Raw genomic sequence first — 25,892 nt, 5'->3', positions numbered from 1 at the left:
CTCAGTCGATAGAATCCCGACCCGCTGCATCGGCACGAATAAATGCCTCGCGGGCCATAAGACGATCCAGATAAGCCGAAGTCTGGGGTTTGAATCGCTCATCAAGTTTAAGCGTTCGAGCAAAATACAAAGCGTAGCCCACGCAGATATCGGCGATGGTGAATCGTCCATCCACAAGGTAATCGTTGTTTTCCAGATGCGCATCCAATCGGCGCAAACGAGCGATGAACCACTTGGCATAATCGTCGGCAACGGGCTTTTTCTCTGGAGTCGGTTCGAGAACGGTGTAGCGCAGCACGATGGTTTGAGGGAACGTCAACGTGGCATCCGCGTGATAGGTCCAGTTAAGCAGATCTCCGTAGGCGGGATGCTCGGGCGGCACGGCGAGGTGCTCGCAGCCCGGGCGGGTCGCCAGATAGTGTGGGATGGCACAGGACTCGGTCATCTCCACATCACCGTCGACAAAGTACGGGATCGTACCCAGCGCATTAATCTCTAAATATTCGCGCTGAAAAACCCGTGGCGGAAAGGGCAACATCACCAATTCATAGTCGAGCCCCAGCTCCTCCAAGGCCCAAACCGCGCGCAGAGACCGCGCGCCCGCACAATGCCAAAGCTTCATAGTCATAGTCCGTACTGCCGCGCGGCTAAATCGCGCATGATTTCTTCTGAGCCCCCACCGATGGCGTTGACCCGCACCTCTCGGTAAATACGCTCGACCCGATTGCCTCTGATGTACCCCGCTCCGCCGAGAATCTGCATGGCCTCGCGGGCGCAAAACTCCATGGTTTCGCTGGCCTGCACCTTGAGTAAGGCGATGTCGCCGGGGTTCGCGTTGCCGTTTTCCATACTCTCGTAGCAGACTCGAATATAGGCCTGAGTCGCGTTGAGCTTTTGTTTCATCATCGCAAATTTATGGCGAATCACCTGATGATCGGCGAGACGCTTACCAAAGGTGTTGCGCTCTCTTGCCCAATTCGCCGCATCTTCCAGACAAACGCGGCCCAGAGCCTCCATAGACGCGGCCATGAACATTCGTTCACTGTTAAAGTTTGTCATGATCACCAAAAATCCACGGTTCTCTTCGCCGATGAGGTTTTCTACCGGGACGCGAACATTATCGAAGTACAGGGTCGCGGTGTCAGAAGCCCACCATCCCTGCTTTCGATCCAAAGAGGTGCGAGAGAAGCCCTCGGCATCCGTGGGAATCAGCAGCATGGACACACCGCCAGCACCATCGCCCCCGGTACGCACGGCAGTGGACACCCAGTTGGCGCGCATCCCACCGGTGATATAGGTCTTTGAGCCATTAACGATGTAATGGTCGCCGTCACGAACGGCGGTGGTGCGCAGGCTCGCCACGTCGGACCCGCCGCCAGGCTCGGTAATACCAAGAGATATATGCTTTTTCCCCGCAAGCACCGGGGGCGCCACGGTTTGTTTCATGGCCTCGGAGCCCCAATTAAGCACCGGCGGTAAGCCGATGCCGTGAACCATCAAAGACGCGGGCACACCACCGACAGCAAAGCGATTCAGCTCTTCATTGGTGATCCAGTTATGCCAGGAGTCAATACCTTCGGACGTTCCACCATAGGCTTCGGGGTATCCAATGCCCAGTAAACCCACCGCTGCAGCCTTGGGCCAAAGATCCATGGGGATCTCACCTGCCTCATCCCATTCCTGAGCAAATGGCGCAATTTCAGTGTCAATAAAGCGCCGCAAGTGGGTCCGCCACTCCTCGTGTTCCGGTCGAATATGGGGATTAGGGAGACGGGCACTATCAAAGTCGAGGGACAAAGAAACCTCCGGGGCTCAGGCAAATAATTGAGTACCACTTAATAATACTGAGTGACGCTCAACCCGACAAGCGGCCGATGCTGATCTCTCTCGACATCCCGGGGCCGACGCTCGCAGCGGCTTGGAAAAGCGACGCCCAATACGATCCGGCTATCGCGTACGCCGCGACTGCGGTGCTAAGATTTCGGTCGAGAATATCCGGATGTGTTAAACATGCTTTCCATCAAACCTCTGGCGGGCGCCCTGGGCGCGCAGATCCATGGATTGGACCTCCAAAAGGATTTAAACGAAAACGATATTGCCCAACTGCGCGAATTGCTCAATCAATATGAGGTCATTTTTTTTCGTGACCAAGATATCACCGGGAAGCGACAGCGCGATCTGGCTCGAGCCTTTGGACCGTTACAAACACATCCCGCTTACAAGACTGTCGAGGGCATTCCCGAGCTCACAATTCTCGAGAGCACCCCAGACAACCCCACGAAGATCGAAGCATGGCATAGCGATATGACATTTCGGGAGCATCCACCTATGGGGACGGTGCTCAAATCTGTGGTTGTGCCTCCCAAAGGAGGAGACACTATGTGGTCCAGCATGACTGCCGCCTACGATGGACTATCTTCCGCAATGCAGAGCTTTCTCGGCGGACTAACGGCGGTTCATGACTTCAGCTGGGGATTTAGGGAAAGTATCGCCGAACCCGGAGGTCGAGAGCGATTGTCCGGGGCCATAGAAGCAAATCCACCGGTGCGCCATCCGGTCATTCGCGTGCACCCCGAAACAAACCGAAAAGTGATATTTGTGAACTCATTGTTTACCACGCACATCGAAGGTCTTGTGCCCGCCGAAAGCCAGGCGATTCTCAACTTCCTGTTCACACACGTAGCCCGTGTAGAGTTTACGGTCCGCTTTCACTGGGAACCCCATAGCATCGCCATTTGGGATAACCGCAGCACGCAGCACAAACCGGTAAATGACTACTTCCCGGCTTATCGCCGGATGGAGCGCATTACCATCGATGGCGATAGACCGTACTAACGCGGTCAGCTGATCCTCCGGCGAGCTGCCTTTACGCGAGTTCCAGCTGCTCTGGAAACACCAGTGCCAATGCCCGCCGATGCTGCGGCTCCACAACCAGCGTATCAAGCTCACGAGTCGCCCTTGCCCTTAGCGCCTCGGGCAACAAATCGCTGCTTATGCGTAAAACCTCGACGCGGAGCAACCACTCCGCCGGGTAGTCATTGAGAGTGCTTTCTATCGCCTGCAGCTGAGACTGATCCAATGGCAGCCCGGCATCGTGCAAGTCGCCAAGCATTGCATAGGCAGACATGAGCATTGGGTCTGGCTGCTCGGATGGAGTTGCTGTGCGCGGCAGGGGTTTGTAGAGCTGGAAGCTCTCTCGATCCGCCACGCCACCAAAAACACTGGTAATGCGGCCACCCACCGCCATATCAAAGCGCCCCCACTCAGGCTGAAACAATTTTCTGCCGTCCAGCGTTGTAACCGTGCAATCACTAAAACTCAGCAAAAGATTGCGGTGCTCCTGCCGAACCACTCCCTCGAGCCGACCGCGGACACTGATACCGGATAAAAACTCGAGATGGACCGACTCACCCACCACAATACGATGCGCCTTAAGCTCATCTATCGTGTACTGAGATAAACAGCGGCTGAAGTCCTTGAGCAAACCCACGGGAGAGCCAAAGCCCTCTTTATGACTCTCGGTGGAGTGTCCGTAAAGTTCTTTGTTGCGCCAGGCCAACTGCGTAGGCCCCTGCGTCTGCAGATAGATCACGTTACCCACCGCATCGCATAGCATGTCAGAAATTACGCCACTAACCTCTACACCTGAGTCGTACTGCGCGGTGCACACAACACCTGAATCTATAGCTTTGCGAAGGCCCAGCGCACCGCCGGTTCTCGCCGCCATGGTTGCAGCAAACTCTTCGAGAATCTGGCTCATGTGCTTGCAGCTGCGTGTTACAAATAACTGCGGCTGAGTGGATGTGATGTCATAGGGAGTCTCAACCGCATTAACCGTGAGCGGGATTTTTCGCACCTGCTCATCATCTCTGCAACTTTGACTTTCACCTAGGGACGACAACAGGCCGGCGCCAAACAACCGATAATCCTCGACGTCGCCCACGAGTCCGTATTCCACCGTCCACCAGTGCAAACGCGTCAATAGTGCCGCCTCCGAAGGTTTCTCTTCACTCGCCGCCAGCGCCGCAAGCCGCGCTTGTGCATGAGCAATGTCCTTCGCAGCAGTGCGCGGATCCTCTTTCAAAATAGACAGAGCGCGGATGGCCTCGTAAAGCTCGTGATCATGCTGACTGGCGATAGCCTGCATACCCACCTCACCAAAACGCTGAAGAAACTCCGCGTAATCAACATCAATCAAAAAAGGCGCATGCCCGGCAGACTCGTGAAGAATATCCGGCGCCGGCGTGTATAGAAGATGCTCGACGCTGCGCATCTCCAGAGCAATAACCAACACCTTCAGCGCCTGAAACTCCATAAAAATAGCCGGGGGTATAAAGCCGTCGACAACCACGGCCCTCCACCCAAGCTTCGCCAGGCAGCTGTTCATCTCGTCGATGGACGGAATGTGATCCAGAGCTATTCCCGTTCTTGCTAGTCCTTCGAGGTACACCGGATGCGCGGTATCGGCGAGGCCCCGGGTAAGAGCGGTCATGAGAAAACGCCAAACTGCATGATCACGGGGTGTGTACTGATTGACCGGGTCCTGCACGGCCACAAAAGGCCGAAGATGCAGCGGCAAACTGGCCACGATTTCCTCTTGGCTCGGGGACACTAAACTCACGACGTTGCGCTCTCCGTTTCTGTTGAGACAGGGTCCTTAGACCTTGAGTGTTGCTCCAGCTTGCTAAGAATTCTCGCCAAATCGTCACGCTCTTGCGGCGTAAGCACTTTGAGAAAATCGGCTTGCCAGTCAAGAGCAAGAGGGGCGATGGACTCAAAGAGTCGAGTACCGACGGTGGTCAGGCATAACTCATTGACCCGAGCATCCTCCGCACTGACATAACGTTCGAGCAAGCCGCGCTCCTCCAGCCCCACTAAGGCTCGGGACACCATAACTTTATCGAGGTTACCTTGCTGCGCGATATCTTTGGCACTCATATGGGGCGTTTCATGAAGGAGAGCAAGGATACGCCACTGCGGTACTGTCACATTGAAGCGGCGGCGATATACCTGCGCAAGGGACACACTGATATGTTTTGCCAAGCGATCGAGGCGGTACGGCAAAAATTTTTCGAGTTGGAAAAGCGCTTCCACGGTAATACTCAGATGCTAGATAGTTTCATATGAAACTAGTATGCTGGCACTCTGTCAAGAGAAAAGGATTCAGGCCATGAGCCGACAGTGGTTTCCCCATGTCATTCGCGAAGGGCAACACTCGCGGCAGGCACATTGCGACCTCCCGGACGGTACCTATGAGCGCGAGATGGGCCGAGAAGGATTTTTTGGTCCTGCCAGCCACATTCACCATCGCCACCCCCCCACAGCCTGGATAGACTGGAAGGGCCCTCTGCGCCCCTATGCTTTTGATCTCACGCAATTAGACGCACTTAGCGAGTCGCCGTTTTCTCAAGATGCATTACTGGCCAATAGTGATGTTGCGCTCAGGTTTTGGCGCTGCAGTAGCGCTATGCGCCACTTGGTCCGCAATAGCGATGGCGACGACCTTCTGTTCATCCATAACGGCAGCGGCTCACTCTACTGCGATTACGGCCAGCTGGACTTTAGCGATGGGGACTACCTTGTAATACCCCGGGGCACCGCCTGGCGAATCGAGCCAACGGAGCCTGTGGAGTGCCTGATCATCGAAGATCGCGATGGCGCTTACCAACTACCCGATCGAGGCATGCTCGGCCCACACGCAGTCTTCGACCCGGCGATACTGGATCATCCGCACATTAATGACGCCTTCCTCGCACAACAAAGCGAAGATAACTGGGACGTCCACATAAAGCGCCACGACGAAGTGAGCATTGTTACGTTTCCCTTTAATCCCCTGGATGCAGTGGGCTGGCACGGCAACAATACCGTCCTGCGATTGAATTGGCGGGACATTCGACCCGTGATGAGCCATCGCTACCATCTTCCGCCCTCCGCCCACACGACGTTCGTGGGCGGCGGCTTCGTGGTTTGTACATTCTGTCCCCGGCCTATCGAGACTGATCCTGGCGCTCTGAAGGTTCCGTTCTATCACAACAACGACGACTACGATGAAGTGCTGTTTTACCATCGGGGTAACTTCTTTAGTCGCGACAATATCGAAGCAGGAATGATTACCTATCACCCCTGCGGCTTTGCCCACGGGCCGCATCCTAAAGCCCTGCACAAGTCCCAAACCGACCCAGCCAAAGAGACTGACGAGGTTGCGGTAATGATTGACACGCGGCGGGCACTGCAGATTCAAGACGCTATCAAGCCGGTTGAAAACCCCGACTACGTCAACTCCTGGCGCAGCCAAGGCGCCTGAGAAACACATCCGACGACAAGGAATACACCCATGAAAATCGCTTCCTACAAATCCGGTCGTGACGGTCTTCTTATGATCGTCGACAAAGACCTCAAGACCTGCTGCGCAGCGAGTCATATTGCGCCCACACTTCAGGCTGCATTAGATGACTGGGCCAATATCGCCCCACAGTTGGAGCAAGAATACGAACAGCTTTGCAAGGGCACACACAGTGCGGCAGAGCCCTTCGATACGAGTCGTTGCGCGGCGCCTCTACCACGAAGCTATCACTGGGCCGACGGTAGCGCTTACGTCACACACGTTGAGCTGGTTCGCAAAGCCCGGGGCGCCGAACTGCCCGCCTCTTTCTGGGAAGACCCCCTGGTGTACATGGGAGCCTCGGATGCGTTTATAGGCCCCCAAGACCCCGTAGAAGTAGAGAGCGAGGATTGGGGTATCGATTTTGAAGCGGAGGTCGTCATAGTGACCGATGACGTCCCTGCGGGCGTCACGGTGGGCCAGGCTGCCAGCCACATCAAACTCATCGGCTTGGTAAATGATGTATCACTAAGAAACCTGATCCCCGCAGAACTCGCCAAGCAGTTTGGTTTTTACCAGTCCAAGCCCTGGACCGCGTTTACACCTGTACTTGTAACACCGGATGAGCTTGGTGAAGCCTGGGATGGTTCACGTTTGCACTTACCCATGCGCACTACCTATAACGGCGAGCTGGTCGGCGCACCAAACGCCGGGCAAGACATGACTTTTGATTTCCCGACACTCATCGCGCATTGCGCCAAATCCCGCTCGCTGATGACCGGGACCGTTATTGGGTCGGGAACGGTCTCCAACGTGGGATCAGAAGCAGGCTCATGCTGCCTGGCCGAAATACGCTGCCTGGAGACGATCAGGGATGGGAAACCCAGTACACCCTTTATGAGCTTTGGCGATCGTATTCATATTGAAATGCTCGACGCTCAAAATAAATCGATATTCGGTGCCATCGATCAGGTCATCGTGCGCTATACCGCGCCCAAAGAATAAGCCATGGAACTCCATAGCTACTTTCGCTCTTCTGCTGCCTATCGTGTGCGAATTGCGCTTGAGATTAAGGGACTGGAGCATCAAATCATCCCGATTGACCTGACCACCGGACAGCAGCGTGGTGAGGACTACCTCATTAGCAATCCGCAGGGCTTAGTGCCAGCATTAACCCTGGACTCAGGCGATACCCTGGCGCAGTCCGGCGCTATATTGGAGTGGCTCGAAGAAACGCACCCCAGCCCGCCGCTTTACCCTCAAAACCCGATTCTCAAAGCGCAGCACAGGGCTTTGTGCCAGCATATAGCCTGCGATATCCACCCACTGAACAACCTGAGAGTCCTCCGTTACCTGGGAGGGACTCTCGGACTCAAAAAAGACCAGATTGATGACTGGTACGCGCATTGGATCAACCTGGGATTCACGGCGATCGAGAGCGCCTTAGGAGATTTCGCAGGGAACTTTAGTCTCACAGAAAATCCGGGGATGTTTGAGGTGTTTTTAATTCCTCAGGTTTACAACGCCTATCGGTTTCAGGTCGACCTATCGCCGTTCCCTGGCATCGTCGCACTGGATAAGCGTTGCCAACGGCTGCCAGCCTTTGCAAAGGCACATCCGTCGGCTCAGCCGGACTCGCCGTCGGAAGCACGCTCCTGAAGTAATCGCTGCACGCGCTGAAGGTCTCCGGGGGTATCAACATCCAATACAGCACCCGCATCATCAACCGCCAGAGGGACACAACTCTCCGCATTGTCCATAAGGACATTGCTCCCCCCCACGTCGCCTGACAGCGCTTTAAGCTGGGACAGAAACCGTCGTCCAAAGAGCACAGGATGCCCCCGACGCCCTTCGTAAACCGGGTACACAATGCGATGACTATCCGCATGTTCCACAAGCTGCATAATAGTCTGCGAGAGCAATCCCGGCATATCTGCCAACGCAACGAGAACTCCGGGCACATCGCCCAGTGCTGCTACACCTTCGGAAAGAGTAGCCCCCATACCCTCCTCGGCGCGGACACAACGAAGACAAGCTATGGACTCTGCGCGCAGCATTGACGCTAAAACGTCGTCTTGCGCCCTAGCCGAAAGGCATACTAGAACATCGAAACCCAAATCTTTATATTGCGAAATAGACTGCATTAGCAGCGTATTTCTCGAATACATAAGAACAGACCTCTTATCCGAACCAAAGCGTCTTGCGAAACCTGCAGCAAGGAGCAACACAGGAAATCCCAACTCAACAATCGAAGAAAGTTCTCTTTTCATAGCGAAATTCGCAATTCTTATCTCCAAACACCCTGGGTTTTCACCGCATTTTATTCCCAGTAAATGCGGTTTTAACCCTTGCGATAGCTGATGAAAGCCTTATGCTGTTAATTGCGGATAAGTATTTCCGCACCAACATAACGTGACTGGGTATCGGGATCGCTTCAAGGGGTTTGATCATGGCAGGAAAGTTTGAGCTGAAGAAGGGAAAAACTGGAAAGTTCTCCTTCAATTTAAAATCAGGTAACGGGCAAGTCGTATTTACTAGCCAGACTTACGACAACAAACGTTCGGCAACTGCCGGCATTGCATCCGTGAAAAAAAATGCGGATAAAGATGCTCGCTACGAGCGTAAGTCTTCAACCAAGGGCCAGCCTTATTTTGTAATGAAGGCAACCAACGGACAGGTAGTAGGCAAGAGCCAGATGTACTCCAATGCAGTAAGCATGGAAAAGGGCATCAAGTCGGTAGGTCTTAATGCACCTAGCGCAGATACAGTTGATCTGACTGTTGAAGCACCGAAGGCAAAAGCCGCGCCAAAGAAAAAAGCTGCTGCCAAGAAGGCAAAAGCTGCTCCAAAGAAAAAAGCGGTAGCCAAGAAAGCAAAGGCTGCTCCAAAGAAAGCTAAAGCGGCCGCAAAAAAAGTCGCCAAGAAAGCTAAGGCAGCACCTAAGAAAGCTAAGGCAGCTGCAAAAAAAGTTGTGAAAAAAGTGAAGGCAGCGCCTAAAAAAGCGAAAGCTGCGGCCAAGAAGAAGGCACCAGCAAAGGCGAAAGCTAAAAAGAAGTAAAACTGTGGCGGCAGTCGCCAGTCGACTGCCGCCTCGTTTCATCTGCGCTAAGCAATTTCAGCGATAACTACACTACATCGCGAACTCAGATTTCGACCTCGCCAAAAAATACACTTCGTGTCGCTCGGCCGCCTTGTGCGCGATGTTTCGCTTGAGAAACGTAAGCTAATGTCTAGAAAAGTTCCGAGGAGCCGGTATCAGCGACTCCCCGGGGGTTCCGCCAGGGGTAGCGGGAACCTGGTCGATCAGTCAGTAGATGCAACCGCTGAAGAAGTCACACGGGACAGTGCGCGAGATAAGGATTGCTCAGAGCACTCCGCATTGCGTGCAGCCTGCGCTACACCTCCTGCTCTGCGAATGTCACTGTAACCGCAAGCCTGCTCCGCTGCATGAGCAAGCCGATACTGCAAGGCCACCTGACCAGCCGAAGAATCGAGGTCAAGATCAGAGAAGTTCACCGTCACCTGTGTGGGTGCGGCGATCGAGTCAGCTACAACCTTGGTAGTGCTTTCAGCACTTGCCGGAAGAGCTGCTACGGCCAAGAAGCCAGATATTGCAGTTGCGATTGTTACTTTACCAAGTGCCTTCATTTTCGTTCTCCATACATTGCGTCAGTGGCCGAAAGCCGAATTTCTTGTGGGTCACGCCGTTAATTGCCATGCCACAGCTTCAAAGTAGAGAAAGACGCAACGCGCGGATAGGCTGATTCGGTGAAGTGTGTGCACATATCGATAAGTCGATAGGATCCAGCGACCAAGGGATTACGTATTGTTAATCAGAAACCCAAAAGGCGACCGTATCACCCGGAATACCGGTCATTAGCGGTACACTAGGCGTTTGGACGCAAAGCATTGACTGCCGCAGTCTATGCGGCGCAACGCTAAAAGCGGCTTGCATGTTCCCTTAAGAATAGAATCACAGGTTTTTCGATGAAGTATTTAGGCAGTCCAGACTTTGATCACGCCCAAAAGGGGACTATCGGTGTGCTCGTGACAAACCTGGGGACGCCTACGGCACCGGAGAAAGCCGCACTGCGACCCTACCTAAAACAGTTTTTGTCGGACCCGCGCGTTGTTGAGATCCCGAGATTGCTTTGGTGGTTCATACTCAATGGCATCATTCTCAACGTTCGCCCTGCGCGATCTGCAGAGGCCTACCGCACAGTGTGGACCGATGAAGGCTCCCCACTGCTGATTCACACCCGCAATCAGGCTCAGGAACTACAAAAGCGCCTGAACGCCCACCATGGCGGTGAGGTGATCGTCGAGTTTGCGATGCGTTACGGAGAACCATCAGTTAGTAATGCGATGCAGTCCCTGATCGAACGGGGCGCTCGCCAGCTACTGGTATTGCCGATGTATCCACAGTACAGCGGGCCGACGGGCGGATCTACATTCGACGCCATCGCCGAAGACTTCATCAAGCGCCGCTGGATTCCAGACTTTCAATTTGTCGCCAGTTATCACGATCAGCCGGGCTACATTAAGGCGATAGCCAGCAGCATCAAAGAGCATTGGGAGACACACGGGCGAGCCGAGAAGCTTTTGTTTTCTTATCATGGCGAACCCAGGCGTTACCTCGATGAGGGCGACCCTTATCACTGCCATTGCCACAAGACCACACGACTGGTGGCGCAGGAACTAGGACTGGCGGAAGATGAGTATCTGAGTGCGTTTCAATCGCGCTTCGGTCGCGAAGAGTGGCTCAAGCCCTATACAGACCACACGCTGCGAGAAATGGCCGGAGACGGCATTCGCTCGGTGCAGGTGGTGTGTCCCGGATTCTCTGCTGACTGCTTGGAAACCATCGAAGAGATTGGCGAAGAAAATCGCGACTATTTCCTGGAGGCCGGAGGGGAGCGCTACGAATACATCCCCTGCCTAAACTCTGGCAAGGGGCATATCGACTTCCTGACCACTCTGGTCAATGATCGAATCAAGCCCTGGGTGCGGCCTCAGGACGATCAAGCCGAACTCACAGCTAGCCTGGCTGAGAACATGAAGACGCGCTCAGCGGCCTGAGAGCATACCCAGAGTTGCTACCGCGTGCGTGTGCTCTGGGGTCGAATGAGCCATCAGGTAGGCTATTAGAATTCCCAACAGGAACACCGCCGTAAGCTTTACCCGATCGTGGCTATGAAACTGCACCTCTGGCAGCAGGTCGCTCAGGGCTATACACACGAAGGCGCCCGCAGAGAAAGCTAGTGCTGCGGCAATCACCGCCTCGCCATTAACCCCAAGTTGCGTGGCATAGAAGTAAAAAAGAAGCGCTCCTAAGGGGCACACCAGAGCAAACACGAGGTTTGCCCTCATCTGGGCTGCTGCACTAGTACCCGAGGCTTTCATCAATGCCGTAATTGACATGGCATCCAGGGGCTTATGGAGGAGAATAGCCAAAAACACGCCAAAACCAATGAGTTGCTGTTGATGGCCATGGGGAGCTGATAGCAGCGCTGCACCCAAGGCCACGCCATCAATAAAAGTATGGAAGGTGAGACCTATCAAAACGCCCCTCCAGTTGACTCCCGGGGCGACCATCGGCGCGACATCACTGCCGCTACTGTGGGCAACCCCCTGATCATGGTCATGGTCATGGTCACAAGTCGCTAATACCTCCGCCGGGTAATCGGGTTGATGGAAGTGCAGCATTCGCAACAGCAGCAGCATCACGACCAGTCCCAGCATCAACCAGGACATGACGACAGAAAGCCCCTCTTCCACGCCCAGAGTCAGTACGGCATGAGGCAAGAGATGAAAAAAAGCGATGCCAAGCATCAAGCCTGACACCAGGCTCATAGCCAGCTGGGTCCGCGTGTGGGTCATGGCAATGCGCTGGGTGAGCGCACCACCGGCCACCGAGAACACGATCAACGCCGCGCCGTAAGCAAGAAGCAAAAGCATTGGAGACATTACAAAAGCACCAAATTATCACGGTGGATCAATTCTGGCTCACCACCGTAGCCGAGCGTTTCTGCAATCCGCTGGGAACTCAGACCCATGATTTGGGCCGTTTCTTCCGCACTATAATTGCTCAGGCCCCGGGCGATCTCGCGACCTTCCGGGTCCCTGCATAGAAGCACGTCACCACGCTCGAAGTCGCCGCTCACAGACTTCACACCCACCGGAAGTAAACTTCGGCCCGAGGTTTTGAGCACCTTAACCGCGCCGTGATCAATCTCGACGACGCCTCGAAAGGTCACCAGGCTGGCCAGCCACTGGCGCCGGGCATTCTCCGGGGCATTGCCGCTTTCGAGCCAACTACCCAGGGCTTCTCCCCGGGCAATACGAGCGAGAACCTGAGGTTCTCGACCACTGACAATGACGGTCTCTGTGCCCGAGCGCGCGGCAAGGCGAGCTGCACGCAGCTTGGTGATCATACCTCCGCGCCCCAGAACACCCCCCGCTCCTGCAACCGCATCCAATGCTGGGTCATCCGCGCGCGCATGCTCAATAAGCTTTGCTTGTGCCTGGGTTCTTGGGTCGGCATCAAACAATCCCGCTTGATCCGTCAGTAAAACCAACACATCCGCGTCGACAAGGTTTGCCACCAGGGCAGCCAAGGTGTCATTGTCACCAAAGCGAATCTCATCGGTAACCACTGTGTCGTTTTCGTTGATAACCGGCACCACACCGTGTGCCAACAGGGTCTTGAGGGCTGCGCGGGCATTGAGATATCGGTCGCGTGCCAGGACATCGTCATGGCCCAGTAGAATCTGAGCGACCATAAGGCCCTTCTCGGCGAAGGCCTCCTCATAACGCCTCAGCAATGCCGATTGCCCTACCGCCGCAGCCGCCTGCAATTCATGCAGTTCGCTGGGACGCTGGGTTGCGCCAAGTCGCAACAGGCCTGCCGCCACCGCACCACTGCTCACTAAAAGGACCTCACAACCACGTTCACGCAAGTTGGCAAGCTCTGCAACCAGCGCCGAGATCACGGTCTCGTCAATGCTACGGCCATCGTCCGTGAGAAGCGCGCTGCCTATCTTTACAACCCAACGCTTCGCATCAGTTGCCCAGTGTCGGGAGTCGACACTCACGGCGCGTACTCAATCTCCACGTCGTGATCGTCATCATCGTCTTCGTCGTCGTCAGCCTCGGCCTCGCCACGGCGACGTGAACGCAGCTTCTCGACACGCTCCCTGGCCTCCTCCTGCATGGCCTGCTGCGCCCTACGCTCCGCAATTATCAGCTCCGGATCAAGCGCTTCTTCTTCGGTGCAGCGCTCAAGGTAATCCATCATATTCTGACAAAGACGATCAGTGCCATCGTGGGCCAGCGCCGAAATAGTGTAAACAGGTGCCGTCCACTGCAGTGTCTCGATGACCCGGGCACGTATTTGTGCAAGGGTCTCCTCATCAACCAGATCAGTTTTGTTAAGCACCAGCCAGCGCTCTCGCGCGGCAAGCGTGGGACTAAATCGCTCAAGTTCACGCACAATGGCCAACGCACTATCAGCCGGATCACTGCCATCCATGGGCGCTACGTCGACCAGATGCAGTAGTATGCGGTTTCGCGTGAGGTGCTTGAGAAAACGAATTCCCAAGCCCGCACCATCGGACGCGCCTTCAATCAAACCCGGGATATCAGCGACCACAAAACTACGCAGGGCATCTACCTTCACCACCCCTAATTGCGGCACTAAGGTGGTAAAAGGATAGTCGGCCACCCGCGGACGGGCTGCAGATACAGATCGGATAAAAGTGGACTTTCCGGCATTTGGCAGACCCAGCAAGCCGACATCTGCAAGTACATTCAGCTCAAGCTTTAGTGCGCGCTGCTCTCCCTCACTACCGGGACTCGTCTGCTGTGGCGCACGATTAACCGAAGACTTAAAACGGGTATTGCCCAAGCCGTGAAAACCACCCTGAGCAACAAGCAAGCGATCTCCGGCAGCCACGAGGTCGCCCAAGGTCTCGCCACTGTCTTCATCAAGCACAGTAGTACCTACAGGCACGGGCAGCACAAGGTCGGAACCTCCAGCACCGGTGCAGTTTCTTCCCCGGCCACTCTGGCCGCTCTCAGCGCGGTACACTCGTTGAAATCGATAATCGACCATGGTGTTCATGCTCTGGTCGGCAAGAAGATACACACTACCCCCGTCCCCGCCATCACCACCATCCGGACCCCCACGCTCGACAAATTTTTCGCGCCGGAAACTCAGGCAACCATTACCGCCTTTACCGGCGAATACGCGAATACTGGCTTCGTCTACGAATTTCATAGTTGTATTCTATCTTGCGTCGGGACGCGTTGGAGTGTGGGGGGAAATATCCGCCAAGGCGGCATCAAGTACAAGCAACGGGCAAAAAAAAGCCCCGGTCGAAACCAGGGCTTCTCACTACGCTGTCGCCTTAGGCGCCAACGATGCGTACGAACTTGCGATTCTTGTCACCGCGGGTAATAAACTCAACAGTTCCTGCGACAGTCGCAAACAAGGTGTGGTCCTTGCCCAAACGTACGTTCTCTCCAGCGTGAAAACGTGTTCCGCGCTGCCGCACAATGATGTTGCCGGCTTTCACCTGCTCTCCGCCAAAACGCTTTACGCCCAGACGCTTGCTTTGTGAATCGCGACCGTTACGAGTACTGCCGCCTGCTTTCTTGTGTGCCATTAGTCAGTCTCCTTACGCGTTGATGCCGGTGATACGTACTTCGGTGTACCACTGACGATGTCCGGTTTCTCTACGATAGTGCTTACGTCGGTTGAACTTGACGATCTTAACCTTGGCATGACGACCTTGATTAATCACCTCAGCAGTCACCTTGGCTCCAGCGACAACGGGAGTTCCAAGCTGCACACTCTCACCACCGATCATCAGTACACGATCAAATTCAATCGTATCGCCAGTAGCTGCTTCAATTTTTTCCAGCTTGAGGGATTCACCCTCTGTCACGCGGTGCTGCTTACCACCGCTTTCGATTACTGCGTACATCTTTGTTCTCCATTGTTCGCCCTCCCGCTAATTCACAAAAAAACCACCACCAATAGCTAGAAAAGCTGCTCCTGATGCGTGGCTGCACTGCGCTTGCAGTGGGCAGGGACGGGCACAAGTATCTGTATACAAAGGAATTTTGCCGTCCCTGGGGAAGACTATCATCCTCTACCCCATGGGCACTGACCGCAGCTTGCGAGCTGCCATCGACCTATTGGGGCGCGAGATTGTACTTAAAAGCACCACCAAGCTCAAGCAGGATCTGCGCGCTTCTTTCTGAAACGCCATCCTTTTGCCCCGATAAGTCAAAGCCCAATCCTTGACACTCCCTCGAGGGACACCTAGCATGCGCGACCGATTCCCGGGGTCAAGGTTGTACCCACCATGCAACAAGTCCGCGCCGTTGTCAGCGCCGAGCTAGACGCGGTCAATGCTGTGATCATCGAACAGCTGCGTTCCGACGTAGATATGGTCGAGAACGTCGGTCAGTACATTGTTGACGCTGGCGGCAAGCGCCTGCGCCCGGTGCTTGTGCTCCTGTCCGCCGCCGCCCTGGGAGCCATCAGCGACACTCAGATTCGCTTTGCGGCCGTAGTTGAATTTATCCACACCGCGACACTACTCCACGATGACGTAGTAGACGTATCCGAGCTTCGCCGAGGCCGCCCCACCGCAAACAGCGCCTTTGGAAATGCACCTAGCGTTTTGGTTGGCGACTTTCTTTATACCCGCGCATTTCAGTTAATGGTGGCTTTGGGCAATCACGATGTCCTAAAGATGATGGCCGACACGACCAACACCATCGCGGCGGGCGAAGTGCTGCAGCTCATTAGGGCTGGTGACGCCGCCACAAGCGAAGAGCAATACTATGACGTTATCGACCGGAAGACGGCCGCGCTGTTTGCCGCGGGCTGTGAAGGTGCGGCCCTACTTGCCGGCGCGGATGCCACAAAGGTGGAGCAACTTCGTGTTTGTGGTCGCAATATTGGCGTGGCGTTTCAATTAGTTGACGACCTCCTGGATTACGAAGGCGATCCAGAAGTAACGGGCAAGAACGTGGGAGACGACCTCGCCGAAGGCAAGCCAACCCTTCCTTTGATACACGTTATGCGAGAGGGCAGCGAAGCTCAGGCAAATCTGGTGCGAGAGGCTATCAACACCAAAGACCGCGAACGGCTGCAGGAGGTGATTCAGGCAGTCCGTGATTGCGGCAGCCTTGACTACACCCGAAACGCAGCACTGCATTGCCGCGACCAAGCACTCAAGGCACTGGATGGGCTACCGGACTCACCTGCTAAAGACGCGCTGGCACGCCTCGCCGCACTCTCAATCCAACGATCCCACTAAACAAACTAGGCAAGCAGACAGACCACACAGCGAACCAGCCCCTGAAGGCGCTCAATCAGCGTCAATGAGTTCCAAAAGCTCTGTGGTCTTACTTTCCATCAATTCGAAATCGCCACGGGACTCCACGTTCAAACGCACAAGGGGCTCGGTATTTGAACGCCTGAGGTTGAATCGCCACTGGGGGAACTCAAAACTTAAGCCATCAACCGTATCAGTTTTCAGTGCAGCATCGGCATAGCGGGCTTCTACGCGAGATATCACTGCTTCGGGATCTTCGATAGAGCGATTGATTTCACCACTGCATGGGAAAGCTGCCATACGCTCCTCCACCATATCCGCCAGAGACTGGCCCCGGGCACTGATCAGGTCTGCAACCAGCAGCCAGGGAATCATTCCGCTGTCACAATATGCAAAATCGCGGAAGTAATGGTGCGCGCTCATCTCGCCACCATAGATGGCATTTTCAAGACGCATGCGCTCTTTTATAAACGCATGTCCTGTCTTGCTTTGAATCGCAGTACCCCCAAACTCTTCTACCACCGCCTGAGTATTCCAGGTCAGTCGGGGGTCATGCACCACCGGCTCTCCGGGGTTACGCTTGAGAAAAGCCTCGGCAAGTAGCCCCACCAGGTAATATCCCTCGACAAAACGACCGCTGGCGTCAAAAAAGAAACAACGATCAAAGTCCCCGTCCCAGGCAATACCCAAATCCGCATTATGCTCGCGAACGGCTTCAATGACCGGCAGGCGATTCTCTTCAAGCATGGGATTAGGCACACCATTGGGGAAATTTCCATCCGGCGTATGATGCAATTTAATAAATTCAAAGGGTAAATGCGGCTCAAGTAGATCCACTACCTTACCCGCTCCGCCGTTCCCGGCTTCTACGACAATTTTGAGGGGCTTTAGATTGGGAACGTCAATGTAGCTCAGCAGATGCTCCACATATGCCTGTTCCGTATCCAGCGAATGGAGTCGCCCCCGAGTGTCAGCCGGGGTGAACTGGTCTTTCTCGGCCAGGGCCTTGATATCGAACAAGCCGGTATCACCAGAGATTGGTTTTGAACCCTCGCGCACAAACTTCATGCCATTGTAGTCCTTGGGATTGTGACTCGCTGTTACAGCGATCCCACCATCCATGTTGGCGTGGTGTGTCGCGAAGTAAATCTCCTCAGTACCACAAAGACCTATGTCATAAACATCCACGCCCTGAGACAGCAAACCTTCGGTGAGCGCCGCCTTTATTGCGGGACTACTGAGGCGAATGTCGTGTCCAACCACAACCATCTTTGGCTGGATGACCTCGGCGTAGGCGCAACCTATACGCCGTGCTACGTCTTCGTTGAGCTGATCAGGCACTCTGCCGCGAACGTCATAGGCCTTAAAACAGGTGATTTCGTCCATAAAACGGCTCAGCTCTCTTTGAGGTAATGATTTTCGTACATGTGGTTGGTCGCCTCTACAAAGCCCGGAACGCTGCCGCAGTCGAAGCGTCGCCCCTTGAATTTGTAGGCCATGACGCAGCCTCTATCAGCCTGTATCTGCAGAGCATCGGTAATCTGTACTTCGCCATTAGCACCGGGTGGTGTTTCGCGAATGATGTCAAAAATATCGGGGGTCAGGATATAGCGACCAATAATTGCAAGGTTCGAGGGTGCCTCGTCAGCGCTGGGCTTCTCGACCATTTTGTCGACGCGATAGATCCCGTCCTTTAAAGACTCACCGGCAATTACGCCGTACTTATGGACTTCTTCCATGGGCACTTCCATGATGGCGACGATGGAGCAGCGAAACTGATTGTAAAGCTCTGCCATTTGCGCGAGCACACCAGGCCCTTCGTTAATACACAGATCATCTGACAGAACCACACCAAAAGGCTCGCTGCCGATGAGTGTTTCGCCGGTAAGAATCGCATGCCCCAGACCCTTCATTTCGCGCTGGCGAACCATAGTGAATATGCCCTTATCCAGCACATTGCGGATGCTATCGAGGTAGCCCTCTTTTGATGTACCACTGATCTGGTGCTCCAGCTCATAACTGATATCAAAGTGATCTGTAATAGCCCGCTTGCCGCGACCCGTTACCATGGCGCAGGTGGTCATGCCGGCCTCGATCGCTTCCTCGACACCGTATTGCACCAGTGGCTTGTTAACGATGGGAAGCATTTCTTTAGGCATGCTTTTGGTTGCCGGCAAAAATCGCGTGCCGTAGCCCGCCACGGGGAACATACATTTACTGATCACAAAAGAACTCCTGTCTTACTAAAGTTGCACTAAAAGTTTTAGGCGACGCTCAAGCAAACCACTAACAGCAGCCTACTTCAACGCCAATAAAGGCCCGGCCCTTACAACTCCTCGGCCGTGGTCAGCCTAAGAACTGCGCCCGTAAACATCTTCGAAACGCACAATATCGTCTTCGCCAAGGTAGCTACCCGACTGAACTTCGATGAGCTCCAGAGGTATCTTCCCCGGATTCGCCAGGCGATGCTTATGCCCTAACGGGATGTAGGTCGACTGATCTTCTCGCAGCGTAAACACCTTGTCTTCGCAGGTTACTTCCGCCGTTCCATGGACCACAATCCAGTGTTCTGCGCGGTGGTGATGCATCTGCAAGGACAGCGTTTGTCCGGGGTTCACAACGATCCGTTTAACCTGAAAGCGATCGCCCTCGATTAACGACTCGTAGCTTCCCCAGGGACGGTAGACACGCTGATGGAGGGTAGCCTCTGTGCGGCCCTGCGCTTTCAAGCGCGTCACGATTTGCTTAACGTTCTGAACCTCATCCCGATCAGCAACAAGAATGGCGTCGGGGGTCTCAACGACAATCAGGTTTTTAATTCCTGTAGCCGCAATGAGGCGTGATTCGGAGCGCAGGTAGCTGTCTGAACAGCCCTCAATCATTACGTCGCCCATGAGAACGTTGCCATCACTATCGCGGTCAGCTACCTGCCACAACGTGGACCAGGCACCAACGTCGCTCCAACCACAATTCAGCGGTATCACTCCGCCGAGTTGGGTGTGCTCCATCACCGCATAATCAATGCTATCTGAGGGGCAGGCTACAAACGCGTCTCGATCCGGGCGCAAAAAATCGAGGTCGGCGCTAGCCTTGGTCATGGCCAGCTCACAGGCCGCGTAAATCTCCGGTGCATGAGCTTTAAGTTCTGCAAGATAGGTAGAGGCTGACAAAAGGAACATGCCGCTGTTCCAGTGATACTGACCGCTCTCAAAATACTCTTTGGCGACTTCTGCATCCGGCTTTTCAACAAAGCTGTCCAATGCGTACAGCCCATCGTCCTGCTGTGCACCGAGCCGTAAATATCCGTATCCTGTTTCTGCGGCGTTGGGAACTACGCCAAAGGTCATCAGAGCGCCAGCCTGTGCTTTGTCCAGACCCAGCTTCACCGCCTGGGTAAAAGACTGTGCATCGCGGATCACATGATCTGCAGGGAGTACCAAAAGGAGCGCATCAGGATCAGTCGCTAAGGCATGAAAAGCAGCAAGCGCGACCGCCGGAGCGGTGTTGCGTCCCTCCGGCTCAAGAATGATTGCCGCTGGCTCAACGGACAACTGACGAAGCTGCTCGGCCACCATAAAGCGATGTTCATCATTGCAAATAACCAGCGGCGGAGCGCTGTCCAGCTCCGAGGTACGCGCCATGGTGTCCTGCAGCATTGATAACTCGCTCGCCAGAGCAAGAAACTGCTTGGGATAGGCCTCGCGGGAAACGGGCCACAATCGGCTCCCTACCCCGCCGGACAATAAAACCGGTATCAACATCGACCTTGCACCTCACAATTTCAATAAACGCTCTACCGCCATACACACCCTGCGGGCATTCGATCAGCAAACGCAAAAAAATGGTTACCTAACACTTTGTTCCCGCAATGTTTTTACATCAACGGGTGGACTTGTCTGATGCATGCATTAAACTATTACCATTCAGAGCCAAGCCAATAACTGCACAGCCTAACGACTTCGCAAGCGGTGGCAAGTGCAGGTGTCTCAAAACCAATAATATCCGGCGACAAACGCCAACTGCATCACAGCCCAGCCCAAGTTTTAATCAGACAATTGTCAACCAACTAATCAATGGTCTTAATCGTTTTAGTAGTTAAACTTAGCATTTGAATGTTCTGCTTAAGCTAGCAGCTTGTTAGATCGTACAAGTAGCCGCCTACCCTCGCGGAACGTCAATCACCTACCTTGGAAGAAACAAGTAATCATGACACCTCAATCGAGCTACGCAAAAGACGAACTAATTGCCTGCGGAATGGGCGAATTGTTTGGCCCGGGAAATGCTCAACTCCCGGTAGACAAAATGCTGATGCTCGACCGTATCACGCACATCAGTTCCGAGGGAGGCGCCAATGGCAAGGGGCAAATCATCGCCGAGTTGGATATCCACCCGCAGCTATGGTTTTTTGACTGCCACTTTCCGGGCGACCCGGTAATGCCAGGCTGCTTGGGCCTTGATGCTATGTGGCAACTGGTAGGCTTCTTTCTGGGCTGGAGAGGCAATCCCGGGCGAGGACGGGCACTGGGTTCTGGCGAAGTGAAATTTACAGGACAGATTCTGCCTTCGGCGTCAAAAGTCACATACACCATTGATATCAAGCGTGTCATTGAGCGAAAACTGGTTATGGGTATTGCCAATGGCACCGTCAGTGTTGATGGTAAAGAGATCTACCATGCGTCGGATTTGCGCGTAGGCCTTTTTCAATCTACCGAGAGTTTTTAAATCATGCAGCGAAGAGTAGTAGTTACGGGACTGGGCATCGTGTCCTGTCTGGGCAACGATGCTGAAACAGTGACCCAGGCGCTTCGCGACGGGCGCTCCGGCATTAGTACAAGCCAGTCGCAGATAGATATTGGCATGCGCTCACACATCTCGGGATCCCCAAAGATCGATTTCAAAGAGCATATTGACCGAAAACAATTACGATTTATGGGCGATGCCGCTGCCTATGCATATATAGCTATGCAGCGCTGCATTGAAGATGCAGGGCTGACTGACGGCGAAATCTCCAATGATCGAACCGGGATTATCGCGGGCTCGGGCGGAGCATCCTCCGCGAGCCAAACCGAGGCGGCGGATATTCTGCGCGAACGAGGCCTGCGACGGGTCGGACCCTATCGCGTTACCCAGACAATGGGCAGCACGGTTTCGGCCTGTCTTGCGACACCGTTTAAAATTCGCGGCGTCAATTACTCCATATCGTCCGCCTGCTCCACAAGCGCACACTGTATCGGCAACGCGATGGAGCAGATTCAGCTCGGTAAGCAAGATCGTGTCTTTGCAGGGGGCGGTGAAGAACTCCACTGGACTATGAGTAGTTTGTTTGACGCCATGGGCGCTTTGTCCACCAAATACAACGACACTCCAGAGCGAGCCTCCCGCGCATACGATGCCGACCGTGATGGCTTTGTCATTGCTGGCGGTGGGGGCATGGTGGTACTCGAAGCGCTAGAGGTCGCTCAGGCGCGCGGAGCAAAAATCTATGCTGAACTCGTGGGCTATGGAGCTACTTCGGACGGCTACGACATGGTGGCACCCTCGGGCGAAGGCGCAGTGCGCTGTATGCATCAGGCTCTCTCTACCGTAGAGGGCCCAGTGGACTACATTAACGCACACGGCACCAGCACCCCTGCAGGCGATATCCAGGAACTCAAAGCAGTACGCGAAGCCTTTTCTACACGCGACCACACACCGATTATTGGCTCGACAAAGTCGCTCTCTGGACATTCTCTGGGTGCTGCGGGCGTACAGGAGGCAATTTACAGCCTGCTTATGCAGCAAGCTGGTTTTATAGCGGCTTCGGCCAATATTGAAACTCTCGACGCCGAGGCCGAGGGCATGCCTATCGCGAGAGAGCGCCACGACAACGTGGATCTTCAACGCGTGATGTCAAACAGCTTTGGTTTTGGCGGCACCAATGCATCATTGGTGTTCCAGAAATTCAGCGGCTAAGCGCAGCGAAGCAAGTGCCAACTCCAAAAGGGGAAGGACACATCAGTAAAGCAAGTTATCCAGAGGCATGAACTGAATAACTTGCCCTTGCTCAATAGTTTCACCAATGGGAACGATGGCCAGCGCGTCGCTGGCCGACACGGAACTGAGCACCCCAGAGCTTTGATTGGCGTAGGGGCGAGCCCAAACTTCACCCCCCTTGAAACATGTCGTCACGCGCAAAAACTCCTGACGACTGCCCTTGCTGCCCACCGAAAAATCAGCTCGCGCCGGTAATACATCCCCGGCCACATCGACCTGCCCCTGCAAGGCACGGATATACGGCCTTGCCAGCAACACAAAGGTGACAAATGCCGACGAGGGGTTCCCCGGCACACCGATGAACGGCGTTGAGCGAACACGACCATAAGCAAACGGTTTACCCGGTTTTATGGCAATGCGCCAAAGAGCGATCTCACCCAGCGCACTCACCGCATCTCTGACGTGATCAGCTTCGCCTACGGACACACCACCGCTGCTCAAAATGAGATCAGCGCTATCGGCAGCTTCGCTTAGTGCATTAAAAGTAGCATCGGCGGTGTCGCGCACAATACCAAGATCCACAACATCGCAACCCAAGGCAATGAGCAAACCCAACAACATAGGCCGGTTACTATTGTAAATCGCTCCTGGAGGCAAAGGGCCCGAACCCGGTTCGCGCAGCTCGTTGCCAGTCGAGAGTAAAGCCACCTTAAGCTTATGAAATACGGGTATCTGGGCAATACCCTGGGAGGCCAGCAAGCCCATATCCTGAGGTCTGATTTTTCTACCCCGGGAGAGCAGCAACTCACCCTCTTTACAGTCTTGTCCCTGGCTACGGATATGCTGCCCGGCCTGGATTTGCTCAGGTAGCTCGATCAACTCGCCATGTGTGATCACGTCCTCCTGCATCACCACAGCGTCAGCACCGGCAGGAATTTCGCCGCCGGTGAAAATTCGGGCAATGCTGTCAGGTGCAAGACACCCAGCCACGTCACCTGCGGCAACGCGCTCACTAACTCGCAGGCTGCGCCCGACGTCGGCTGATCGCACGGCATAGCCGTCCATGGCGCTGTTGTCGGCAGGGGGAACATCAATAAGCGCGCACTGATCAGCGGCCAGCACTCTACCGAGGGACTGCCCCAGAGAAACATCCGCGATCCCAAGGCAAGGATCAGCGCTCTCAAGCAATTGCTCAAGGGCATCGCTGAGCGCAATGAGTGGTTTAAACGGCATAGCTAGGAAAGGCTATTGGTCAATACAGCCACGAAGTTGCAGGGGCGATGTCGGCTGTCTAACTGATCCTTGAGAACGCCATTCCAGGCAGTTCGACAGGCTCCGGTTGATCCCGGCATGCAAAAGATTGCCGTGCGGTTTGCCAGTCCTGCAAGCGCTCGGGATTGCACCGTGGAGGAGCCAATCTCTGTGAGTGACAAGGCCCGAAACACCTCGCCAAAGCCTTCGATCGTCTTATCAAACAAGGGTTTCACAGCCTCTGGAGTTGAATCTCTTCCGGAGAATCCAGTGCCACCGGTAATCAATACTGCATGAATAGCCGAATCTGCAATCCATTGAGAGAGTACGGCTCGAATCTGATAAATGTCGTCAGGCACCAGGGCTCGCTGCGCAATATCATGACCCTGCTCTCTTGCAGCCTGGCTTAGAAAATCCCCCGATGTATCATTCTCTGGTCCGCGGGTATCCGACACCGTCAAAACGGCCACCCCAAGACTGACAAACTCACTTTCTGACGCCATAGCTATTCGTTGGCCTCCTGTAATGTAGAGTTCTGGGTATATTCCTTCACCATAGGATTCATAAATCCACGCCAGGGCACCTGTTTGATAGCGAAACTATCGCGAAGACGACTGCAGTCAAAAACACGCGTCTCGGTACTCTCTTCAGGGCTGTCTTGCCGGGGGCTAATAACCACATCGCCGGAGTCGCGGTATTGACTCATAGCGGCAAGAGCCGCCTCAGCAAAGCCATACTCAGTGGTGCGATCGGCAGAGCTGTAGTGGTACACACCACTGGCCTCGGCGCCGACACTCAGCTGATCAAGCATAGCAGCCAGAACACGTGCCAAATCGATACAGGCCACGGGACAAAAAACGTGTTTATCGTCAAAGTTTGCCTGACGTTCAGAGATCATCCGCGCCAGCATTCTGGTCAAAAAATTGTTGTCCGAACTGGCAAACAAAGGGCCCGTACGGAGCACGATTGCGGAAGGAGCGGCCTGGGTAACCCGACTCTCGATGTCCATAATCTGGAAACCCGGCTCACTGAATGCATCTGGAGCATCGAACTCTCTCAAACTACGTACGCCCTGCCCCGCAAACACTTGATCACTGGACAGAAGCAAATAGGTGATGTCGCTATGCTCGCAGGCCTTTGACAGCCAGTGAGCACGCTCAACATGCAGCTGTTGCGGTACCTCACCCTTTGCCACTTGCCAGGCCAGACGCAGGTCTAATACGGCATGGGGCTTATCTTTTCGTGCCGCTTTTTTAGCCTGACGCTCACTGCGCCACCGTGCCGACGCTGCACTTAGTGGTATTGCGCGGTGACGACCCCACTGCGCGAACACAGCTTGAAGTGCTGTACCAACAGGATTGTCCGAACCAATGAGGAGAACGTCCATAAGCTATCAGAACGCCCGACGTTGACGACGCTTCACGCGACCTAAAACGGGATATCGTCGTCGATATCCCCCATCGCAGCAGGTGGAGAGGAAGGAGCTGAGCCACCCTGAGGTGCCGAGCTATGGCTTGAACCGCCCGATGGTCCGCCACCCGCTTCGGGGTAGCTCTGGTCATAACCGCTGTCACCGCTGCCGCCTGCACCGCCGGTTCCGCTGCCGCCGCGGCTGTCCAGCATTTGCATTTCACTGCCGACGATCTCGGTGGTGTAGCGATCCTGGCCTGATTGATCCTGCCACTTGCGGGTGCGGATCGCGCCCTCTACGTAAAGCTTGGAACCCTTGTGCAGATACTCAGCCGCGATCTCAGCTAAACGGTTGAAAAAGACCACTCTGTGCCATTCTGTGCGCTCTTGCGGCTGCCCGGTTTGCTTGTCTTTCCAGGTTTCGGATGTGGCCAGACGTACATTGGTCACAGAACCACCCGAAGGCATAAAGCGGGTTTCTGGCTCAGCGCCCAAATTGCCCACAAGAATCACTTTATTGACGCCGCGCGAAGCCATACTGCTGTTTCCGAATCTGAAAATGAAGGCCGATCAATATAGCAATC

The 25,892-nt window shown here is 54.6% G+C and carries 27 protein-coding genes; 9 read left to right on the top strand and 18 right to left on the bottom strand.

Annotated elements, in window-relative coordinates:
• Position 1: 1 nt before the first annotated feature.
• Both R0135_RS16075 and R0135_RS16070 read right to left on the bottom strand, forming a co-directional pair.
• Entirely contained in the window at positions 2 to 622 is a 621-nt protein-coding gene (locus R0135_RS16075; RefSeq protein WP_407347917.1) for a glutathione S-transferase family protein, read from the bottom strand.
• 2 nt (positions 623 to 624) lie between these two features.
• Positions 625 to 1,797: an acyl-CoA dehydrogenase family protein gene (locus R0135_RS16070; RefSeq protein WP_407347916.1), complete on the bottom strand. Its 1,173-nt coding sequence runs from the start codon at positions 1,795 to 1,797 to the stop codon at positions 625 to 627.
• A gap of 213 nt (positions 1,798 to 2,010) precedes the next feature.
• Between R0135_RS16070 and tauD the strand changes: the two genes are divergently transcribed.
• Positions 2,011 to 2,835 (top strand): taurine dioxygenase, encoded by an 825-nt coding sequence (gene tauD / locus R0135_RS16065; protein ID WP_407347915.1) that lies wholly within the window; start codon positions 2,011 to 2,013, stop codon positions 2,833 to 2,835.
• Between the two features lie 31 nt (positions 2,836 to 2,866).
• Here tauD and R0135_RS16060 read toward each other — a convergent pair whose 3' ends face one another.
• Entirely contained in the window at positions 2,867 to 4,588 is a 1,722-nt protein-coding gene (locus R0135_RS16060; protein ID WP_407347914.1) for an aromatic amino acid hydroxylase, read from the bottom strand.
• Between the two features lie 29 nt (positions 4,589 to 4,617).
• Positions 4,618 to 5,094, bottom strand: a complete 477-nt coding sequence (locus R0135_RS16055) for a MarR family winged helix-turn-helix transcriptional regulator (protein WP_407347913.1) — start codon at positions 5,092 to 5,094, stop codon at positions 4,618 to 4,620.
• A gap of 76 nt (positions 5,095 to 5,170) precedes the next feature.
• Here R0135_RS16055 and R0135_RS16050 point away from each other — a divergent pair, with 76 nt between their 5' ends.
• The 3 genes from R0135_RS16050 to maiA are packed head-to-tail and all read left to right on the top strand — an operon-like array spanning position 5,171 to position 7,981.
• A complete protein-coding gene (locus R0135_RS16050; protein WP_407347912.1) occupies positions 5,171 to 6,304 on the top strand; it encodes a homogentisate 1,2-dioxygenase in 1,134 nt (377 codons plus the stop codon).
• Positions 6,305 to 6,334: 30 nt separating this feature from the next.
• On the top strand, positions 6,335 to 7,327 hold the full coding sequence (locus R0135_RS16045) for a fumarylacetoacetate hydrolase family protein (protein ID WP_407347911.1): 993 nt from the start codon (positions 6,335 to 6,337) through the stop codon (positions 7,325 to 7,327).
• Positions 7,328 to 7,330: 3 nt separating this feature from the next.
• The gene (gene maiA / locus R0135_RS16040; protein ID WP_407347910.1) at positions 7,331 to 7,981 is read left to right on the top strand and encodes a maleylacetoacetate isomerase; all 651 of its coding nucleotides are present in this window, start codon (positions 7,331 to 7,333) and stop codon (positions 7,979 to 7,981) included.
• Here the strand turns inward: maiA and R0135_RS16035 are convergent.
• Positions 7,948 to 8,592 (bottom strand): NTP transferase domain-containing protein, encoded by a 645-nt coding sequence (locus tag R0135_RS16035; protein ID WP_407347909.1) that lies wholly within the window; start codon positions 8,590 to 8,592, stop codon positions 7,948 to 7,950. The genes maiA and R0135_RS16035 overlap by 34 nt on opposite strands.
• 179 nt (positions 8,593 to 8,771) lie before the next feature.
• Here R0135_RS16035 and R0135_RS16030 point away from each other — a divergent pair, with 179 nt between their 5' ends.
• Entirely contained in the window at positions 8,772 to 9,380 is a 609-nt protein-coding gene (locus tag R0135_RS16030; RefSeq protein WP_407347908.1) for a YegP family protein, read from the top strand.
• A gap of 245 nt (positions 9,381 to 9,625) precedes the next feature.
• Here R0135_RS16030 and R0135_RS16025 read toward each other — a convergent pair whose 3' ends face one another.
• Positions 9,626 to 9,970 (bottom strand): UrcA family protein, encoded by a 345-nt coding sequence (locus R0135_RS16025; RefSeq protein ID WP_407347907.1) that lies wholly within the window; start codon positions 9,968 to 9,970, stop codon positions 9,626 to 9,628.
• A gap of 339 nt (positions 9,971 to 10,309) precedes the next feature.
• Here R0135_RS16025 and hemH point away from each other — a divergent pair, with 339 nt between their 5' ends.
• A complete protein-coding gene (gene hemH / locus R0135_RS16020) occupies positions 10,310 to 11,401 on the top strand; it encodes a ferrochelatase (protein WP_407347906.1) in 1,092 nt (363 codons plus the stop codon).
• On the opposite strand, the gene R0135_RS16015 is transcribed toward hemH, so the two are convergent.
• From R0135_RS16015 to rplU, 5 genes are all read right to left on the bottom strand, one after another.
• Positions 11,390 to 12,289, bottom strand: coding sequence for a ZIP family metal transporter (locus R0135_RS16015; RefSeq protein WP_407347905.1), 900 nt, complete (start codon positions 12,287 to 12,289; stop codon positions 11,390 to 11,392). The two genes, hemH and R0135_RS16015, sit on opposite strands and share 12 nt — an antisense overlap.
• On the bottom strand, positions 12,289 to 13,416 hold the full coding sequence (proB, locus tag R0135_RS16010) for a glutamate 5-kinase (RefSeq protein ID WP_407347904.1): 1,128 nt from the start codon (positions 13,414 to 13,416) through the stop codon (positions 12,289 to 12,291). Before proB ends, R0135_RS16015 begins: the two co-directional genes overlap by 1 nt.
• Positions 13,413 to 14,600, bottom strand: coding sequence for an Obg family GTPase CgtA (gene cgtA, locus R0135_RS16005; RefSeq protein ID WP_407347903.1), 1,188 nt, complete (start codon positions 14,598 to 14,600; stop codon positions 13,413 to 13,415). Before cgtA ends, proB begins: the two co-directional genes overlap by 4 nt.
• A 130-nt stretch (positions 14,601 to 14,730) precedes the next feature.
• Positions 14,731 to 14,988, bottom strand: a complete 258-nt coding sequence (gene rpmA, locus R0135_RS16000; protein ID WP_407347902.1) for a 50S ribosomal protein L27 — start codon at positions 14,986 to 14,988, stop codon at positions 14,731 to 14,733.
• 12 nt (positions 14,989 to 15,000) lie between these two features.
• Positions 15,001 to 15,309, bottom strand: coding sequence for a 50S ribosomal protein L21 (gene rplU / locus R0135_RS15995; RefSeq protein WP_407347901.1), 309 nt, complete (start codon positions 15,307 to 15,309; stop codon positions 15,001 to 15,003).
• Between the two features lie 384 nt (positions 15,310 to 15,693).
• Here rplU and R0135_RS15990 point away from each other — a divergent pair, with 384 nt between their 5' ends.
• On the top strand, positions 15,694 to 16,656 hold the full coding sequence (locus R0135_RS15990; RefSeq protein ID WP_407347900.1) for a polyprenyl synthetase family protein: 963 nt from the start codon (positions 15,694 to 15,696) through the stop codon (positions 16,654 to 16,656).
• Between the two features lie 51 nt (positions 16,657 to 16,707).
• Here R0135_RS15990 and R0135_RS15985 read toward each other — a convergent pair whose 3' ends face one another.
• The 3 genes from R0135_RS15985 to R0135_RS15975 all read right to left on the bottom strand — a co-directional run bounded on the left by R0135_RS15985 (position 16,708) and on the right by R0135_RS15975 (position 20,435).
• Positions 16,708 to 18,060 carry a phosphomannomutase gene (locus R0135_RS15985; protein WP_407347899.1) on the bottom strand — a complete coding sequence of 451 codons (1,353 nt, stop codon included), beginning with the start codon at positions 18,058 to 18,060 and terminating at the stop codon, positions 16,708 to 16,710.
• An 8-nt stretch (positions 18,061 to 18,068) separates the two neighbouring features.
• A complete protein-coding gene (gene galU, locus R0135_RS15980; protein WP_407347898.1) occupies positions 18,069 to 18,899 on the bottom strand; it encodes a UTP--glucose-1-phosphate uridylyltransferase GalU in 831 nt (276 codons plus the stop codon).
• A gap of 126 nt (positions 18,900 to 19,025) precedes the next feature.
• Positions 19,026 to 20,435 (bottom strand): mannose-1-phosphate guanylyltransferase/mannose-6-phosphate isomerase, encoded by a 1,410-nt coding sequence (locus R0135_RS15975; RefSeq protein ID WP_407347897.1) that lies wholly within the window; start codon positions 20,433 to 20,435, stop codon positions 19,026 to 19,028.
• A gap of 445 nt (positions 20,436 to 20,880) precedes the next feature.
• Here R0135_RS15975 and fabA point away from each other — a divergent pair, with 445 nt between their 5' ends.
• Both fabA and fabB read left to right on the top strand, forming a co-directional pair.
• Positions 20,881 to 21,396 carry a 3-hydroxyacyl-[acyl-carrier-protein] dehydratase FabA gene (gene fabA / locus R0135_RS15970; RefSeq protein WP_407347896.1) on the top strand — a complete coding sequence of 172 codons (516 nt, stop codon included), beginning with the start codon at positions 20,881 to 20,883 and terminating at the stop codon, positions 21,394 to 21,396.
• Between the two features lie 3 nt (positions 21,397 to 21,399).
• Positions 21,400 to 22,626, top strand: coding sequence for a beta-ketoacyl-ACP synthase I (gene fabB, locus R0135_RS15965; RefSeq protein WP_407347895.1), 1,227 nt, complete (start codon positions 21,400 to 21,402; stop codon positions 22,624 to 22,626).
• A 42-nt stretch (positions 22,627 to 22,668) separates the two neighbouring features.
• Here the strand turns inward: fabB and glp are convergent, their stop codons facing one another.
• Genes glp through ssb form a run of 4 tightly spaced genes read right to left on the bottom strand, consistent with a single transcriptional unit; the run spans position 22,669 to position 25,845 of the window.
• Positions 22,669 to 23,880 (bottom strand): gephyrin-like molybdotransferase Glp, encoded by a 1,212-nt coding sequence (gene glp / locus R0135_RS15960; RefSeq protein WP_407347894.1) that lies wholly within the window; start codon positions 23,878 to 23,880, stop codon positions 22,669 to 22,671.
• 2 nt (positions 23,881 to 23,882) lie between these two features.
• Complete coding sequence (moaB, locus tag R0135_RS15955; RefSeq protein ID WP_407347893.1) at positions 23,883 to 24,401, bottom strand: molybdenum cofactor biosynthesis protein B; 519 nt, start codon at positions 24,399 to 24,401, stop codon at positions 23,883 to 23,885.
• Between the two features lie 2 nt (positions 24,402 to 24,403).
• A complete protein-coding gene (locus tag R0135_RS15950; RefSeq protein WP_407347892.1) occupies positions 24,404 to 25,285 on the bottom strand; it encodes a sugar nucleotide-binding protein in 882 nt (293 codons plus the stop codon).
• A gap of 41 nt (positions 25,286 to 25,326) precedes the next feature.
• Positions 25,327 to 25,845, bottom strand: a complete 519-nt coding sequence (gene ssb, locus R0135_RS15945) for a single-stranded DNA-binding protein (RefSeq protein WP_407347891.1) — start codon at positions 25,843 to 25,845, stop codon at positions 25,327 to 25,329.
• Positions 25,846 to 25,892: the final 47 nt, after the last annotated feature.

This window comes from Congregibacter variabilis (assembly GCF_045689235.1).
Classification (GTDB): Bacteria; Pseudomonadota; Gammaproteobacteria; order Pseudomonadales; family Halieaceae; genus Congregibacter; species Congregibacter variabilis.
This window is presented reverse-complemented; position numbering and strand designations above follow the sequence as displayed.